The following is a 16,442-nucleotide window of genomic DNA, read 5'->3' on the forward strand; positions in this document are numbered from 1 at the left end:
AAGGCGGGTGGAAATGCCGGGGATGCCGCTATCGGAATTACGCGTCGTGGAAATCGGATCCGGCGACGCGCTGGGCTACTGCGGCAAATTATTCGCCGATTTCGGCGCCGAGGTGATCAAGATCGAGCCGCCTGGCGGCGATCCGGTGCGGCAGATCGGACCATTGGTCGATACGGGCGATGGCCGGCACGAAAGCGGCACCTTCGCCTGGCTCAACACCAACAAGCGTAGCGTCACCGCCGACCTCGACCAGCCCGCCGATGTCGCAAGGGTCCGCGCCCTGCTGAGCAGCGCCGACCTGTTGCTCGACGCCCGTCACCCGACGACGATCGCCGCGTCAGCGCTGTCGCATGACGAGCTGCGCCGCGCCGAGCCCGGCCTCGCCATCACGGCGATCTCCTGGTTCGGCGAGCACGGGCCATATCGCGACCATCTCACCACCGAATCGGTGTGCCGCAGCCTGGCCGGGCTGGTGAAACTGGTCGGCCCGGTCGCCGGCCCGCCGGTGCTGTCGCCCGACGGCCAGCTCGGTGTCGTCACCGGACTGACCGCCTTCATCCCGACGCTGGCCGGGCTGTTTGCCGGTGCCGATCAGGGCGCGCGCCGCTTCGCCGTCAATGGCTTCGAGTCGCTGCTGCAGGTCACCGAATTCGACATCGCGCTGGCGCTGGAGGCCGGCTTCACCCGGCCGCGGATCGGGCTGAACCGGTTCGGCCGCGGCTTTCCGGTCGGCAATTACGCCACCAAGGACGGCTGGCTCGGCGTCACCGTGGTCACGCCGGCGCAATGGCTGGGGTTCTGCGAGATGCTGGGGCTGCCCGAGCTTGGCCCACGCTATTCGGTCACCGCCGACCGCTTCGTGCATGCGCAGCAATTGATCGAGATCATCCAGCCGGCGCTGCTGCGCAAGACCACCAGCGAATGGTTCGAACGCGGCATCGCGTTGCGCCTGCCGCTGGCCGTGGTGCCCGACATGGCGCAATTGCTGACCCAGCAGGTGTTTCGCGATCGCGGCAGCTTCGCCAAAGTGGCGATCGGCTCAGCCACATTCGAGGCCCCGGTGCTGCCGCAGCATCTGACCGGCTCGCCGCCGAAGCCGAATGGACGAGCGCCACTCGCCGGCGCCGACACCGCCGACACCCTGCCTACCCATCGGCGTCGCGCCCAACGCGCCGCGACCGCGGGCGACACATTGCCGCTGCAGGGCTTGCGGATCATCGACCTGACGATGGGCTGGGCCGGCCCTTCCGCCGTCCGCCAGCTTGGCGATCTCGGCGCCGACGCCATCAAGGTGGAATCCTGCCAATATCCGGACTGGTTCCGCGGCACCGATACGCGCGGGCCGTATTTCCCCGAGCGCACCTATGAGAAGACCTATTGGTTCCAGACCATGAACCGCAACAAGCGCGGCATCACGCTGGATCTGACCACCGACGCCGGACTGACGCTGCTCAAGCGCCTGCTCGCCGAGGCCGACGCGGTGATCGACAATTACGCCGCCGACGTGCTGCCGCGGCTCGGCCTCGACGTCGCGGCGATGCGGGCGATCAATCCGCGGCTGGTGGTGGTGACGATGCCGGCCTTCGGCGTCAGCGGGCCATGGCGCAACGTTCGCGCCTATGGCTCGACGCTGGAACAGGCCTCCGGCCTGCCCTCGATCACCGGCCGCGACGGCGATCCGCCGACCATGGTACATGCCGCGCTCGGCGATCCGATCGGCGGCATCAATGCGGCGGCCGCGCTGATGCTCGGGCTGATGCACCAGAAGACCACCGGCGAGGGTCAGCACATCGATCTGGCGCAGGTCGAATGCATGCTGCCGCTGCTGGCGCCCGCGCTCATCGAACAGGCCACGACCGGCGCGACCGCGCCGCGGATCGGCAACCGCCATCCGCGCTTCGTGCCGCATGGCTGTTTCCCCTGCCTCGGCGAAGATCAATGGGTGACGCTGGCGGTGCAGAGCGACGCGCAATGGCAGGCTCTGTGCGACGTGATGCACCGGCCCGACTTCGCCGCTGATCCGGCGCTCGCCAGCGCCGAGGGCCGTCGCGCCGATGAAGACCGCGTCGAGGGCGCGGTGCGACAATGGACCGCGACGGTGCGGCCCGACCTCGCAATGGTGACGCTGCAGCAGGCCGGCATCGCCGCGGGCGTGGCGCGGCTGCCGACCGATCTGCCGGGCGATCCGCATCTGATGGCGATCGGTCACTGGCAGCCGGTGGTGCGGCCTTTCATGGGGCCCCATCTGCTGCCGTCGGTGTCCTATCGGGAGGGCGACGCCACGACGCCTTACGCGATCGAACGGCTGGCGCCGACGCTGGGCCAGCACAATGCCGAGATTCTGGGCGGCCTGCTCGGCCTCGACGATCACTCGATCGCAAAGTTGCGCGAGGACAACGTGATCGGCGACACCGCGCTTTCCAAGACCGGAAAGCCGGCCCGCGCCGGCTAGGTTCTCGTCCCGTCGTCGCAGCGATGATCCGCAGCCCCGACTTACGAAATACTTTCGGAACTCCGTTTCGCCAGGCGGAATTCGTCATGGCGTGGCGTCGGTCGGCCGGCGACGTTTACCATGGCGCGATCGAACGCGACTCGACCTTGCTGATCGCGCTTCATTAAATCACTATGATAATCGAGCGTCTGCACGGTTGGTGGGTTGAACAGACCTACCGATCTGGTCTAACAACGCCGCCAACGATAAAACTTTCTAAAAAACAGAGGGAGAACGACATGAGAAGACTTCTTATCGCGACCGCACTGGCATTGCCGCTGCTCGGCACCGCTGCGATGGCGGAAGACACCGTCAAGATCGGCTATATCGATCCGTTGTCCGGCGGCGGCGCCAGCGTCGGCGAGGGCGGCCTCAAGACCTTCCAGTATCTGGCCGATGAACTCAACGCCAAGGGCGGCATTCTCGGCAAGAAGGTCGAGATCGTTCCGCTCGACAACAAGACCAATCCGCAGGAAAGCCTGATCCAGGCCCAGAAGGCGATCGACTCCGGGGTCCATTACATCACCCAGGGCAACGGTTCCTCGGTCGCCGGCGCGCTGTCGGACTTCATCACCAAGTTCAACGACCGCAACCCCGGCAAGGAAGTGCTGTACTACAACTACGCGGCGGTCGACCCGGTGCTGACCAACGACAAGTGCAGCTTCTGGCACTTCCGCTGGGACGCCAATTCCGACATCAAGATGGAAGCGCTGACCAACTACATCAAGGATCAGCCCTCCATCAAGAAGGTCTATCTGATCAACCAGGACTATTCGTTCGGCCAGTCGGTGCGTTCCACCGCCAAGGCGATGCTGGCAAAGAAGCGTCCCGACATCCAGATCGTCGGCGACGAGCTGCATCCGCTGCTGAAGATCACCGACTTCGCGCCCTACATCGCCAAGATCCAGGCGTCGGGCGCCGACACCGTCATCACCGGCAATTGGGGCCAGGACATCGCGCTGCTGCTGAAGGCCGCCGCCGACGCCGGGCTGCAGGCCAACTGGTACACCTATTACGCCGGCGGCAGCGGCGGCCCGACTGCGATCAAGCAGACCGGCCTCGACCACAAGGTGTTCCAGATCACCGAAGGCTTCGCCAACGTCGAGCACAAGACCTCGCAGGACTACGAAAAGGCGTTCCGCGCCAAGGTCGGCCTGAGCCTGTGGTATCCGCGCGCCGTCAACGAAATGCGGATGTTCAAGGCCGCCGCCGAGAAGGCCAAGTCGCTCGATCCGGTCAAGGTCGCAAAGGCCCTGGAAGGCATGAAGTTCGAAGTGTTCGACGGCGGCGAAGGCTTCATGCGCGCCGAGGATCACCAGTTCTTCCAGCCGATCTACATCTCCTCGTTCGGCACCATCCCGCAGGGCCAGTTCGACGAAGAGAACACCGGTTGGGGCTGGAAGCTGGCCGCCAGGATCGACACCGACAAGACCATCGTTCCGACCACCTGCAAGATGGAACGGCCGAACTAGGCCGCCCATAAAACACTGCAAGAAAAGCTGCAAGAAAAGCTGAAAGCGATCCGCCTCTCCCCGCCCGGGGGGAGGCGGCATCAGCCTCCCCTCACCTTCGCAGGCAAATCGTGCTCGAACTGATCGTCATCTCCACGCTGAACGGCGTCCTCTACGGCATGCTGCTGTTTTTGATGGCGAGCGGCCTCACCGTGATTTTCAGCATGCTCGGCGTGCTGAACTTCGCCCATGCCAGCTTCTACATGCTGGGCGCATTTTTCGGTTTCCAGATCAGCCACTGGTTCGGGTTCTGGCCGGCGCTGCTGATCGCTCCGTTGCTGGTCGGCGCAATCGGCGCCGCGGTCGAACGCTATGGCCTGCGCCAGGTGCACAAGAACGGCCACGTCGCCGAATTGCTGTTCACCTTCGGCCTCGCCTTTGCGATCGAGGAAGTCGTGCAGATCATCTGGGGCAAGAGCCCGGTCGATTTCCGCGTCCCCGAGGCGCTGGACTTTCCCGCCTTCACGATTTTCTCCACCAATTATCCCGCCTTCAAGATGTTCATGCTGGCGGTGTCGATCTTGATCTTCATCGCCCTGTTGGTGGTGCTGAAGAAGACCCGCTACGGGCTGATCGTGCAGGCCGCGCTGACCCATCCCAACATGGTCGGCCATCTCGGCCACAATGTCGGACGCATCTTCATGCTGGTGTTCGGCGTCGGCACTGCATTGGCCGCCGTCGCCGGCGTGATCGCCGGACCGGCGCTGGTGACGCAATCGAACATGGCCGGGCTGCTCGGCCCGATCCTGTTCGTGGTGGTGGTGGTCGGCGGGCTCGGCTCGCTGCCGGGCGCGTTCCTGGCCTCGCTGCTGATCGGTCTGGTGCAGACCTTTGCGGTGTCGATGAACGGCTCGCTGGCCGAACTGTTCGGCCCGCTCAGTCCCGATCTGGCGGCGAGCTGGCTCAGCGACATCTGGAACGTCACCATCGCGCAGATCGCGCCGATCATGCCCTATCTGCTGCTGGTGCTGATCCTGATCTTCCGTCCGATGGGTCTGTTGGGGACCCGTGAATCATGAGAGACGCAACCGTCATGACCTCCAGCGTCGCCCCCCCGCACCCGACGCTGACCGACCGGCTGAAATTCTACGCCATGTGGCTCGCCGCGATCGTGGCGCTGCTGCTGCTGCCGCGGATCTTCCCGTCGGGCAGCTCGCTGACGACCTTCAGCCTGATCGGCATCTCGATCATCTTCGCACTGTCGTACAACATCCTGCTCGGCCAGACCGGCATGCTGTCGTTCGGCCATGCGGTGTATTACGGCCTCGGCGGCTTTCTGGCGATCCACACCATCAACGCCATCGGCGCCCACAAATGGCCGATCCCGCTGCCGGCGGTGCCGCTGGTCGGCGGATTGACCGGGCTGGTGTCGGCGGCGCTGATCGGCTGGGTCTCGACGCGGCGCTCCGGCACCGCCTTCGCGATGATCTCGCTCGGGCTCGCCGAATTGATCGCCTCCTCGGCGCTGATCCTGCGCAGCTTCTTCGGCGGCGAGGCCGGGGTCTCGGCCAACCGCACCAAGGTGCTGCGCCTGTTCGACTGGAGCTTCGGCCCGCAGATCCAGATCTATTATCTGGTCGCGGCCTGGACCCTACTCGCCGTGATCGCGATGTATGCGCTGACCCGGACTCCGCTGGGCCGGATGTCCAATGCGGTGCGCGACAATCCCGAGCGGGTGCAGTTCGTCGGCTACGATCCGCATATGGTCCGCTATCTGGCGTTCTGCTTTTCCGGGCTGTTCGCCGGAATCGCCGGCGCGCTGGCGGCGATCAATTTCGAGATCGCCAATTCGGCCTATCTCGGCGCGGTGCAGTCCGGAACCGTGCTGTTCTCGACCTATATCGGCGGCATCGGCTTCTTCATCGGCCCGATCGTCGGGGCGATCTTCGTCACCTTCATCTCGCTCGGCCTCAGCGATCTGACGCCGGTGTGGCAGCTGTATTTCGGTCTGTTCTTCATCGCGGTGGTGATGTACGCCCCCGGCGGCCTCACCGGCCTGGCGATGATGCATCGCCCGCTGATCAAGGCCGGAACGCTGGGCAAGGTGCTGCCGAGCTACGCGATCGCGGTGCTGCCGACCCTGGCGCTACTGGTCGGGCTGATCATCGGGATCGAGACCATCGTCCACTACACCGTCAACCCGAACCAGGATCCCCATATCGAGCCGTTCGGCATCCCGTTCAATGCCGCGAGCCCGATCAGCTGGGTCGTGTCGGTGGTGCTGATCATCGTCGGCTTCGTGCTGGCGCGGATGAGCTGGGCCCGGGTGGCGCACGCCTGGGACGACGCGCTGACCGCGGCGCGCCAGAAAGGCATCCTCGCATGAGCACGGCCATTGAATTGCGCGGCGTCGAGAAGAGTTTCGGCGTCACCAAAGTGATCCAGAACGTCGACCTCAAGATCGCGCAGGGCGAGCGCCATGCCTTGATCGGGCCGAACGGCGCCGGCAAGTCGACGCTGTTCAACCTGATCTCGGGCTATATGTCGCCGACCCGGGGTAGCATCCTGCTGCGCGACCAGGTGATCTCGGGGCTGCCGCCCTATCAGATCAACCGCCGCGGGCTGTCGCGCAGCTTCCAGGTCACCAATGTGTTCGCTAACATGACGGTGTGGGAGAACCTGCGCTGCGCCGTGCTGTGGGCCACCGGCCATCGCTATGCGTTCTGGAAGAATGTCGACCAGTTGCCCGAGGTGCGCGAGCGCACCGCCCGGGTCCTGGAAGACATCCATCTCACCGAGCGGCGCGACGTTCCGGCGGGGCTTTTGACCTATGCGGAGCAGCGCGCGCTGGAGATCGGCATCACCATCGCGGGCGGCGCCGACGTGATCCTGCTCGACGAGCCGACCGCCGGCATGAGCAATGCCGAGACCGAACGCGCGGTGGAATTGATCCGCCGCCTCACCGAGGGCCGCACCCTGCTGATCGTCGAGCATGACATGAGCGTGGTATTCGGCCTCGCCGACCGGATCTCGGTGCTGGTCTATGGCCAGATCATCGCCACCGGCACGCCGGAGGAGATCCGCGGCAGCGCCAAGGTCAAGGAAGCCTATCTGGGCGAGGAGGCGGCGTGATGCTCGAGGTCAAGGATCTGCACGCCTATTACGGCAAGAGCCACATTCTGCAGGGCGTCGATATGCGGATCGCCGCCGGCGAAGTGGTCAGCCTGCTCGGCCGCAACGGCGTCGGCCGCTCCACCACCGTCAAGGCGATCATGGGCGAGGTGCCGCCGGTGGGCAGCATCAGCTTCAAGGGCCAGAACATCGCCGGCCTGCCGAGCTACAAGATCGCCCATCTGGGACTCGGCTATGTGCCGGAACATCGCGACATCTTCCCCAGCCTGACGGTGCGGCAGAATCTGATGCTCGGGGTCAAGGATCCCAAGAATCCGGGCAAGTGGAAGCTCGACGACATGCTGGACATGTTCAGCAACCTCAAGCAGCGCGCCGACACCGCCGCGGGCGTGCTGTCCGGCGGCGAAAAGCAGATGCTGACGATCTGCCGCACGCTGATGGGCGACCCCGATCTGGTGATGATCGACGAGCCGACCGAGGGGCTGGCTCCGATCATCGTCCAGCAGGTCGGTGACCTGATCGCCGAGATCGCGCGGCGCGGCGTCGCCATCCTGCTGGTCGAGCAGAAGCTGTCGATCGCGCTGCGGATCTCGCACCGGGTCTATGTGATGGGCCACGGCCGCATCGTGTTCGAAGGCACCCCGGACGAATTGAAGGCCAACGACGCCGTGCGCAAGGAATGGCTCGAGGTCTGAGCCGCGAGCCGGCGGGTTCTCACGCCGATGCCGCAGCCGACCTGCTCGACCGCCCGGGGCCTTGCCGCAGGCGTCGATCGCCATTGCGATTCGATAGCTGAGGCATGCTGTCGGCGCGCCGCGTCGACCGCACCGGCGAGTTCCGGCATCGCCAGAAATATCATCGTTAACGCCGGATGAACCGCGTAGCGCCATGCTGGCACGCTGGTTTATCGAGCGTTTATCATTCTTTTCGATGGAATACGCCGACGGGAACGCTGCAACCTATTGGTACGTAATCCCGCACCATGATGGGTCGCGTAGATATTCAGCCACAGCAGCGAACGATGAGCATCAATCCCGATACCGATCAGCCTGACGGGGCGTTAGGCCGCCTGTTCGCCCCCGACGCCCAGGCGCGCGAGGAGGCCAGCGACCGGATCAAACGGGCGCTGCAGGCGGTGCGATCGCATCTCGGGCTGCAGGTGGCCTATGTGTCGCGGTTCGACGGCAACCTCTCGGTGTATCGCGAGGTCGACGCGCCGGGCCTGGAGCATATGATCAAGCCGGGCGACCGGTATTCGCTCGACGACGTCTATTGCCGCCACATCCTGGAGGGGCGATTGCCGGAGCTGATGCCTGACACCGCCGACGAGCCGCTGGCGGCGGCGATGCCGATCACCAAGACCGCGTCGATCGGATCGCATCTCAGCGTGCCGATCCGGCTGCCGGACGGGCGACCCTACGGCATGTTCTGCTGTCTCGGCTTCGCGCCGGACAAGTCGCTCAATGAGCGGGATCTGCAGATGATGAAGGCGTTCGCCGACATCGCCGCGTTCGAGATCAATCGCGAGATGGAAACCGAGCAGGCGATCGCCTCGGCCCGCGCCCGGATCGAAGGCGCGATCGCGCGCGACGAATTGTCGATCGTTTTTCAGCCGATCTGGAATATCGCGAACATGGTTCCGGTGGGGTTCGAATGCCTGTCGCGGTTCTCGGCCGCGCCCTATCGCTCGCCGGACCAGTGGTTCGCCGAGGCGGCCGAGGTCGATCTGGGCGTGGCGCTCGAACTCGAAGCGATCCGCCGGGCGCTGTCCGGCGTGAGGCATTTCCCCGCCCCGACCTATCTCACCTTCAACGCATCGCCGGCCGCGATCCTGGACCCGGATTTCGCCGCGGTGTGTCACGACGCGCCGCTGGACAAGTTGGTCGTCGAAATCACCGAGCATTCGACCGTCGGCAATTACGAGGATTTGCTCGCGGTGCTGGACCCGCTGCGGCGGCGCGGGCTGCGGCTGGCAGTCGACGACGCCGGCGCCGGCTACAGCAGCCTGCGCCATATCCTCAACATGCGGCCGGACTTCATCAAGCTCGACATCGGGCTGACCCAGAACATCGACCTCGATCCGGCCCGCAAGGCGCTGGCGCGGGCGCTGGTCGGGTTCGCGGCCGATACCGGCAGCCGAATCGTCGCCGAGGGCGTGGAGCGCCGCTCCGAACTCGAGGCGTTGCGATCGATCGGGGTGCGCAAGGTGCAAGGCTATTTGCTGGGCCGGCCGATGCCGCTGGAGCAGGCGCTGCGCCTGACCAGGGCCAAACCGGCCGACAAGGTCAACGTCGCCTAGAGTCCCGGTTCTGCTAGATCAGAACCGGGACTTTAGATTAGATTCATGTTTTGACGCGTTTTCTTTACGCGAACCGGTGCTCACTTCGCTTGAAACCGCTCTAATGGCCGCCAGCGCCCTGCCCGGCCAATTGTGGAGGTGGCGCGGAGACACCAATCGGCCTCAATCCGCCCCCAGTCATCGGGGCAATTCTATTGCAGGCCACCGAAATCGACCGGACACGGTCCGCCGATCCTGCTATCAGGCGGGCAAATCGAGAACCAAGGCCGCCTCATGACCCCGCTATTCCGCCGACTGCTCGACCTGTGGCACGCCAGGCCCTTGGCGTCGAAGATGGTCAGCTTTGCGGCGATCGGCGCCGGCAATACGGTGCTCGATTTCGGCATCTTCACCTTGGCCTTCAAGGTGCTGGAGCTGCCGCTGATCCCCTCCAATATCCTGGCCTGGCTGGTGGCGGTATCGCTGTCCTATGTGCTGAACACCATGATCACCTTCCGGGCCGAATCCGGGCGCGTGCTCAAGCGCAGGGATTATTTCAGCTTCGTGGCGTCCGGATCGGTCGGCGTGGTGGCCAACACCGCGACGCTGGTGGTGCTGTCGAACTTCATGCCGGTGCTGGGCGCCAAGCTGATCGCCATCCTGGTGTCATTCGCGATCAACTTCGCGATGTCGCATTTCGTGGTGTTTCGGCGCAAGCTGCCGTCCAACCCGTAGGCGCCGGTTCCATGCGGATCGGGGACGGCCGACCGTCTCAGGCTTGTTGCAGCCCGAGCTGGCGATCGAAATAAGCGATCGTTCTGCCCAGGCCTTCCTCCAGCGAGATCGTCGGCTCCCAGCCCAGCGTGTTACGCGCCAGCGTGATGTCGGGCCGGCGCTGCTGGGGATCGTCCTGCGGCAATGGCAGGTGCTCGATCGTCGAGGACGAATTCGTCAACCTGACGATGGTCTCGGCGAGCTCGAGCATGGTGAATTCGCCCGGATTGCCGATGTTGATGGGACCCGTCACATCGACGTCGGTCTTCATCAGGCCGAGCGCGCCGCCGATCAGATCGTCGACGTAGCAGAACGACCTGGTCTGGTTACCGCTGCCATAGATCGTGATCGGCCGGCCCTGCAGCGCCTGAACGATGAAGTTCGAGACCACCCGGCCGTCATTCTCGTGCATCCGCGGACCATAGGTATTGAAGATCCGCATCACCTTGATCGGAAGATTGTGCTGGCGGCGGTAGTCGAAGAACAGGGTCTCGGCGCAGCGCTTGCCTTCGTCGTAGCAGGCGCGCGGACCGATCGGGTTGACGTGGCCCCAATAGGTTTCCGGCTGCGGATGAATCTCGGGGTCGCCATAGACCTCGCTGGTCGAGGCCTGCAGGATCCGGCACTTCAGCCGCTTGGCGAGGCCCAGCATGTTGATCGAGCCGTGCACGATCGCCTTGGTGGTGGCGACCGGGTCGAGCTGGTAGTGGATCGGCGACGCCGGGCAAGCCAGGTTGAAGATCGCATCGACCTCGACGAACAGCGGCACCGTGATGTCGTGGCGCATCGCCTCGAACAGCGGATTGCCGAGAAGATGCGCGATGTTGCCGCGGCGGCCGGTGAAATAATTGTCGACGCACAGCACCTCGGCGCCGACATCGAGCAGCCGCTCGCACAGATGCGACCCGAGAAAGCCGGCGCCCCCGGTCACGAGGATGCGCTTGCCCCTGTATTGAAAAGTCATCGGCCCAACTCTTTCGGATTCCCGGCTCGGATCAACAATAGGCGCTGTCTATACACCCAACGGGTCTGCCGGCGCCATGGCGCAAAGCGTCGGCAACGCCGGGGCTGCGCCGACGACGGTCGCCTCGACCCCTGGATTGCAACCATACATCACGGAATTTCTGCATCGAGCCGATCGCCTCCGCATGGCCGCGCGAGAGCCGCTTTACTTGAGTCGTTTGCAGGCGGGCAGTTTCGAAAACGGCTTCGTCGACAAAGCAGCGGTTGTGCCACCATGCCGAATATACGATCGAAGCTGACGCAAGACGCGCAACTCGAGGTGGTCAAAGCTCAGCAATCCAACCGCGTTCGCAATGGCCACGCATAGGATGACAAAGACCAGCTCCGCGAAAGCGTTGTGGATGGGCTGACTGACGAAGATTCGTCCGAGCAACGACAACGTCAGAACGTGACTGAGATAGGTCGAATAGGACGCGTCGCCCAGTCGGGTCGCCCAGCGCTGGACTGGCAGCTTTCTGTTGAGCTCGAGCGCCACGACACCATAGACGATCGGAACGAAAGCAATGCCGAGATAGACCACGCGCGCCCAGCGATCATCCGAGATTTGCGGGCCGCGCCCATACAGCCACCATCCCCCGGCCAGCAACGCGACCCCGGCGCAAAGCGAGGTTGCGCCGAACCTCGCCGCTCCAGCGGTGACGACCAGTCCGACCGCCCCGCCCAGGATGAATTCCAGCGTCATCGGATGGAATATCACGGCGAACAGCGGTGATGATACATCGATCAGAAACGGCGCCGCCAAGACCATCACCAACCATGCCGGCAGCCCATAGCGGAGCGGTATCGCAAGCCCGACGAACACGGCTATCACGACGTAGAAATACATCTCGTGGATCAGCGTCCAGCCCACCGCCAGCAGCGGATCCACATCCTGCGGCCACAATAGATAGGATTGGAGTATTGACGGCGGATGCGCAAAGGATTGGTTGACCAAATCGGGCCTGATCACGAACACCACGAGAACCAACGAGGTGTAGAACCAATAGATCGGATAGATTCGGATCACGCGGGCACCGATGAAATCCCGCCAATTGGCATTTCGAGCCACCAGCGCCATCACAAATCCAGAGATGACGAAGAACAGGTTGACGCCGGCCGCCCCGCCATGCCCGACCCAGCCTGGCAGGATCGCGTGGCCGTGGGAATATTTCAGCTCGACCACCGTCAGGTGCGCGATCAGCACGGCGTTCGCCGCGATCGCGCGCAGCATCTGGATGCCTTTGAACGTCAATGCGATCTGGCCGAACGACCGGCGGAAACACCCGTCAGATTAAGCATCGGCGCGACTCAAACATTGGTCGGCTTCGGAGACAGCGCAGAGCACGTGATAAAATGTCGAGGCGGGAATGAAATCGACAAGGGATCGGCCGTCGCCATCGAACTGGTCGTGCCAACCGCCGGCCACCGGGTGCAGCAAGTAATGCCGATGCAGGCGAGCCAGCGCGTCAATCGCCTGCTGATGCGCGCCCTGTTCGCCGGCCGCGGCCTGCGCCAGCCAGGCCTTGGCGATTTCAGTCTGCGGCCAGCAGCGCCGGGTGAAATTCGTGATCCGTCCCTCGGCGTCGCCGGCGTCGACCAGGCAACCGGTCCCGTCGCGATAGCGCAGCGCCGATTGCAGCAATGCGGAGCGGAAGCGACCTGTCGGGCAGCCGGAGATGCGCTCAAATCCCTGCAGCAGCCAGACCCATTCGGCCTGGTGCCCGGGCTCGACGCATACCGGACGTATCATCGACCAGTCGTCCTCGAAATACTCGCCGAGAACTTGCTGGCGCTGATCATAAAGATTGGCGACGAACAACCCAAACAGCTCGCCGGCGCGCTCTTGAAATGTTGAATCCTTGGTCGCGTCGAACGCGGCGATCATCGCTTCGAACAGATGCATTTGCGGATTTTGCCGCCGTGGCATCGACGCCGGGACCCCTTCGACAAACCCACCATGCGGAGAGCGCAAATCCCGGTCGAGGAAGTCGAGCAACGCGTCCATCTCGGCGCGGACCTGGGCATCCTGGTCGAGTGCGTAAACGCTCGACAGCGCGAGCAGTACGAAGGCATGATCGTAACAGTCGCGCAGCGGGTCGAGCACCGCGCCGTCGGGCGCAAGCAGATGCACGAAGGCCGGACGGCCATCCGGACTCTTGGCCTTCGCCAGCAGATAATCCAGTCCCTTCAGCGCGATCGTGCGTCCTTCCGGGTACCAGCCCAGCCGCGCCGCCTTGGCAAAGCAATAGATCTGCCGGGCCTGGACCCGAACACGGCGCGGCGAATCGCGGTCCGCCTTGCCGTCCTTGTCGAGGCGTTCAACGAACCCGCCGCGTACCGCGTCCCACCCTTCGCCTGCCCAAAGCGGCAAAGAATGGTCGATCACCAAGGTCTTGAGGGTTCCGACGATCTCACGATCATCAAAACTGGGGAAGGACTGCAGCATCCGGATCCAAGGTGACATCTAGCGGAAAGGCATATTCGGCGACCTTGCGATCTTATCATGGCGCCGACGGACAGGGAAAGATGGCGTTTCAGCCCTTAACCGTACGCTTAATGTGGCTAATTTAACCCCTTTTTCCCAAAACGCGATGTGTTAACAAGGCGCAGCATATCAACCGAATATCCGCTCTTCCTGCCAATTCCGAGGAGCATGTCGGAGACTTCCATGGCGTCGCGAATCATTCCGGTTATCATGTGCGGCGGCGCCGGAACCCGGCTCTGGCCTGCTTCGCGTGAAAGCATGCCGAAACAATTCATCGCCATGTTTGCGGAGCGCTCGACGTTCCAAGATACCATGCTCCGCGTCGCCAACAACGACCTGTTCGACAAGCCGATCGTCGTCACCAGCGCGGAATTCCGCTTCGTTGTAGCCGACCAGCTCCAGCAAGTCGGCGTTTGCGCCGACATCGTGCTCGAGCCGTTCCGAAGGGATTCGGCGCTCGCGGTCGCGGTCGCCACCGTGCTCGGGTTCAGACGTTCGCCGGACGCGGTGCTGCTGGTGCTCGCGTCCGACCACGCCATCAAGAACGTCTCCGCTTTCCATGACGCCTGCTCCGACGCACTGCCAGCCGCCACCGAGGGATACATTGTTACGTTCGGCGTCATTCCTACCGAACCTGCCACGGGGTACGGCTATCTGAAGCCCGGCCTCGCCTTGAACAATGGCCCGGTGCGCAAGCTTGCCATGTTTGCCGAAAAGCCCACACGCGACATGGCCGAAACCTATATCGCCGACGGCTATCTCTGGAATAGTGGCAACTTCCTGTTCCAGGCCGACGTCATGATGAGGGAGATTACACGCTTTCAGCCAGAGATTGGGGCTGCCGCCGAAGCTGCTGTCGACGGCGCCGTGCAGGATCTCGATTTCACGCGGCTGGCGAAAGCGCCCTTCGAAGCCGCGCCGAAGATTTCGATCGACTACGCGGTGATGGAAAAGACTGAGCACAGCGCCGTTCTGCCGGTCGATTTCGGCTGGTCCGATCTTGGCAGCTGGGACGCGATCTGGGCGCATGCTGATCAGGACGCAGCCGGCAATGCCCTGTCCGGCCGATGCGAAGTCGTCGACGTCAACAACGCGATAATCCATAGCGACGATTCGATCCTGACGACCGTGATCGGCCTCAACGACATCGTGGTAATCGCCTCCGCCGACGCCGTCATGGTTGCGCCGCGCGGAATCACCGGCGAGATCAAGGTGCTGGTCGAGAAGCTGAAGGCGGCCGGCCGATCGGAGGCGACGCAGCACCGCCGCATCTACAGGCCGTGGGGCTACTACGAGACGCTGAACCTCGGCGGCCGGCATCAGGTCAAGCGCATCCTCGTCAAGCCGGGACAGCAATTATCACTGCAGAAGCACTTCCACCGTTCCGAACACTGGGTGGTGGTCCATGGAACCGGCGAGATCACCGTCGGCGACGAAGTGCGCATGCTCCACGAGAACGAATCAACCTATATCCCGATCGGCGCGATCCATCGCCTGGCCAACCCCGGACGGATTCCATTGGAACTGATCGAGGTCCAGGTCGGCTCCTATCTGGGCGAAAACGATATCGTCCGGTTGGAAGACGCCTACAATCGCGTCGAATAGCGGCTTCGATCAATCGAAATGTCTGAACTGATGCGCGTGCTTCACGCCTACAAAGTATATCGCCCGGACGCTGAGGGCGGTATTCCAGAAGTTATTTCGCAGCTCGCGGAATTGCGTAGCCTCGGCGACCATTGCGCGGTCCTGACGGCTCGTAGCCGCGGCTTTGGCCGCGAATTCGAACTCGCTGGCGTCGAGGTGCACGCGGTCGGCTCATTCGGGCAGCTGCTGTCGATGCCCATCGCGCCGCAGTTCCCGTTCAGGCTTCGACGCCGCGCGCGACGGGTCGACGTCTTGGCGCTGCACGCGCCGTTTCCTCTCAACGATCTCGGTGTCGCCCTCGGGATTCCCGAGGACGCCGCGCTGGTGGTGCATTGGCATGCCGAGATCCTCGGCCGCAAAACCGTGATGAAATTCCTGGCTCCGGTGATCCGCCATACGCTGGCCCGCGCAGACCGGATCATCGTTTCCGATCAGAGCATCATCGACGGCTCGACCTTCCTCGCTCCGCATGCAGCGAAGTGTCTTGTCGTCCCCTATGGCATCGAGCCCGACGAATGGTCGAGCCTCGACCAAGCGGAGCAGCAGCGCGCCGAGGTTCTGCGCGGCCAATATCCCCGTCTGGTCGTCTCGATGGGACGGCTGGTGCCCTATAAGGGATATCCGCAACTGCTGCATGCGCTGCAACGCACCGACGCGCATCTCGTCATCATCGGCGAAGGCAGCGAGAAAGCGGCGTTGTTGCAGCTCGCCGACGAACTCGGCGTGGCCGACCGCCTGACGCTGACCGGCTTCCTGCCACGGCCGGACATGAAAGTGTATCTGCACGCGGCGAACGCCTTCGTGCTGCCTTCGGTGACGGCGGCCGAGGCCTTTGGATTGGTCCAAATCGAAGCCATGGCGGCGGGGCTTCCGGTCGTTAATACTTGGCTTCCGACCGCGGTTCCGAAAATTGCGCGCGACGGCGTCGAGGGTTTGACCGTCGAACCGAACGACCCGGCGGCGCTGGCCAAGGCCATCAACCGGCTGCTCGACGACCGGCCCTTCGCTGCCCGGCTCGCCGCCGCTGGACGGCAGCGTGTCGCCGCAGAATATTCCAAATCGCTATTTCTGCGCCGAATCCGTTCGATCTACGCCGACGCGGTTGCGGATCGCCGCACCCCGGCGGCACCGAAACATCAAACTAAATCTTGACTTGAGCTGGGCGAACCGGCATTTGCCAAGCTT

General features: G+C 63.7%; 13 protein-coding genes. 10 read left to right on the forward strand and 3 right to left on the reverse strand.

Annotated features, from left to right (window positions below; translation table 11 throughout):
• The first annotated feature begins 46 nt into the window (after nucleotides 1-46).
• The 8 genes from RBJ75_RS13300 (at nucleotide 47) to RBJ75_RS13335 (ending at nucleotide 10,087) form a co-directional block, all read left to right on the forward strand.
• Entirely contained in the window at nucleotides 47-2,452 is a 2,406-nt protein-coding gene (locus tag RBJ75_RS13300) for a CoA transferase (protein ID WP_234707354.1), read from the forward strand.
• A 278-nt stretch (nucleotides 2,453-2,730) separates the two neighbouring features.
• Complete coding sequence (locus tag RBJ75_RS13305) at nucleotides 2,731-3,963, forward strand: branched-chain amino acid ABC transporter substrate-binding protein (protein WP_044408386.1); 1,233 nt, start codon at nucleotides 2,731-2,733, stop codon at nucleotides 3,961-3,963.
• 110 nt (nucleotides 3,964-4,073) lie between these two features.
• The gene (locus tag RBJ75_RS13310; protein ID WP_044408383.1) at nucleotides 4,074-5,021 is read left to right on the forward strand and encodes a branched-chain amino acid ABC transporter permease; all 948 of its coding nucleotides are present in this window, start codon (nucleotides 4,074-4,076) and stop codon (nucleotides 5,019-5,021) included.
• Complete coding sequence (locus tag RBJ75_RS13315; RefSeq protein WP_044408380.1) at nucleotides 5,018-6,328, forward strand: branched-chain amino acid ABC transporter permease; 1,311 nt, start codon at nucleotides 5,018-5,020, stop codon at nucleotides 6,326-6,328. Before RBJ75_RS13310 ends, RBJ75_RS13315 begins: the two co-directional genes overlap by 4 nt.
• Nucleotides 6,325-7,074, forward strand: coding sequence for an ABC transporter ATP-binding protein (locus RBJ75_RS13320; protein ID WP_044408378.1), 750 nt, complete (start codon nucleotides 6,325-6,327; stop codon nucleotides 7,072-7,074). Before RBJ75_RS13315 ends, RBJ75_RS13320 begins: the two co-directional genes overlap by 4 nt.
• On the forward strand, nucleotides 7,074-7,769 hold the full coding sequence (locus RBJ75_RS13325; protein WP_044408376.1) for an ABC transporter ATP-binding protein: 696 nt from the start codon (nucleotides 7,074-7,076) through the stop codon (nucleotides 7,767-7,769). The genes RBJ75_RS13320 and RBJ75_RS13325 overlap by 1 nt, the downstream gene beginning before the upstream one ends.
• 326 nt (nucleotides 7,770-8,095) lie before the next feature.
• Complete coding sequence (locus tag RBJ75_RS13330) at nucleotides 8,096-9,373, forward strand: EAL domain-containing protein (RefSeq protein WP_052628761.1); 1,278 nt, start codon at nucleotides 8,096-8,098, stop codon at nucleotides 9,371-9,373.
• A 273-nt stretch (nucleotides 9,374-9,646) separates the two neighbouring features.
• Entirely contained in the window at nucleotides 9,647-10,087 is a 441-nt protein-coding gene (locus RBJ75_RS13335; protein ID WP_044403929.1) for a GtrA family protein, read from the forward strand.
• 37 nt (nucleotides 10,088-10,124) lie between these two features.
• Here the strand turns inward: RBJ75_RS13335 and RBJ75_RS13340 are convergent, their stop codons facing one another.
• From RBJ75_RS13340 to RBJ75_RS13350, 3 genes are all read right to left on the reverse strand, one after another.
• Nucleotides 10,125-11,090, reverse strand: coding sequence for a UDP-glucuronic acid decarboxylase family protein (locus tag RBJ75_RS13340; RefSeq protein ID WP_276156374.1), 966 nt, complete (start codon nucleotides 11,088-11,090; stop codon nucleotides 10,125-10,127).
• A gap of 204 nt (nucleotides 11,091-11,294) precedes the next feature.
• Nucleotides 11,295-12,359 carry an acyltransferase family protein gene (locus tag RBJ75_RS13345; RefSeq protein ID WP_276156373.1) on the reverse strand — a complete coding sequence of 355 codons (1,065 nt, stop codon included), beginning with the start codon at nucleotides 12,357-12,359 and terminating at the stop codon, nucleotides 11,295-11,297.
• A gap of 60 nt (nucleotides 12,360-12,419) precedes the next feature.
• Nucleotides 12,420-13,574 (reverse strand): AGE family epimerase/isomerase, encoded by a 1,155-nt coding sequence (locus RBJ75_RS13350; protein WP_044408251.1) that lies wholly within the window; start codon nucleotides 13,572-13,574, stop codon nucleotides 12,420-12,422.
• 207 nt (nucleotides 13,575-13,781) lie between these two features.
• Between RBJ75_RS13350 and RBJ75_RS13355 the strand changes: the two genes are divergently transcribed.
• Together RBJ75_RS13355 and RBJ75_RS13360 are read left to right on the forward strand one after the other, a co-directional pair.
• Complete coding sequence (locus tag RBJ75_RS13355) at nucleotides 13,782-15,218, forward strand: mannose-1-phosphate guanylyltransferase/mannose-6-phosphate isomerase (protein WP_044408249.1); 1,437 nt, start codon at nucleotides 13,782-13,784, stop codon at nucleotides 15,216-15,218.
• An 18-nt stretch (nucleotides 15,219-15,236) separates the two neighbouring features.
• Complete coding sequence (locus RBJ75_RS13360) at nucleotides 15,237-16,409, forward strand: glycosyltransferase (RefSeq protein WP_234707351.1); 1,173 nt, start codon at nucleotides 15,237-15,239, stop codon at nucleotides 16,407-16,409.
• The last annotated feature ends 33 nt before the right edge of the window (nucleotides 16,410-16,442 follow it).

It is taken from the genome of Rhodopseudomonas sp. BAL398, assembly GCF_033001325.1.
Classification (GTDB): Bacteria; Pseudomonadota; Alphaproteobacteria; order Rhizobiales; family Xanthobacteraceae; genus JARJEH01.

Bases quoted from the DNA above. Each gene is read 5' to 3' on its own strand.
- RBJ75_RS13335 (WP_044403929.1), top strand. From the start codon at position 9,647: ATGACCCCGCTATTCCGCCGACTGCTCGACCTGTGGCACGCCAGGCCC.
- RBJ75_RS13350 (WP_044408251.1), bottom strand. From the start codon at position 13,574: ATGCTGCAGTCCTTCCCCAGTTTTGATGATCGTGAGATCGTCGGAACC.
- RBJ75_RS13360 (WP_234707351.1), top strand. From the start codon at position 15,237: ATGTCTGAACTGATGCGCGTGCTTCACGCCTACAAAGTATATCGCCCG.
- RBJ75_RS13340 (WP_276156374.1), bottom strand. From the start codon at position 11,090: ATGACTTTTCAATACAGGGGCAAGCGCATCCTCGTGACCGGGGGCGCC.
- RBJ75_RS13345 (WP_276156373.1), bottom strand. From the start codon at position 12,359: ATGCTGCGCGCGATCGCGGCGAACGCCGTGCTGATCGCGCACCTGACG.
- RBJ75_RS13355 (WP_044408249.1), top strand. From the start codon at position 13,782: ATGTCGGAGACTTCCATGGCGTCGCGAATCATTCCGGTTATCATGTGC.
- RBJ75_RS13325 (WP_044408376.1), top strand. From the start codon at position 7,074: ATGCTCGAGGTCAAGGATCTGCACGCCTATTACGGCAAGAGCCACATT.
- RBJ75_RS13315 (WP_044408380.1), top strand. From the start codon at position 5,018: ATGAGAGACGCAACCGTCATGACCTCCAGCGTCGCCCCCCCGCACCCG.
- RBJ75_RS13330 (WP_052628761.1), top strand. From the start codon at position 8,096: ATGAGCATCAATCCCGATACCGATCAGCCTGACGGGGCGTTAGGCCGC.
- RBJ75_RS13305 (WP_044408386.1), top strand. From the start codon at position 2,731: ATGAGAAGACTTCTTATCGCGACCGCACTGGCATTGCCGCTGCTCGGC.
- RBJ75_RS13320 (WP_044408378.1), top strand. From the start codon at position 6,325: ATGAGCACGGCCATTGAATTGCGCGGCGTCGAGAAGAGTTTCGGCGTC.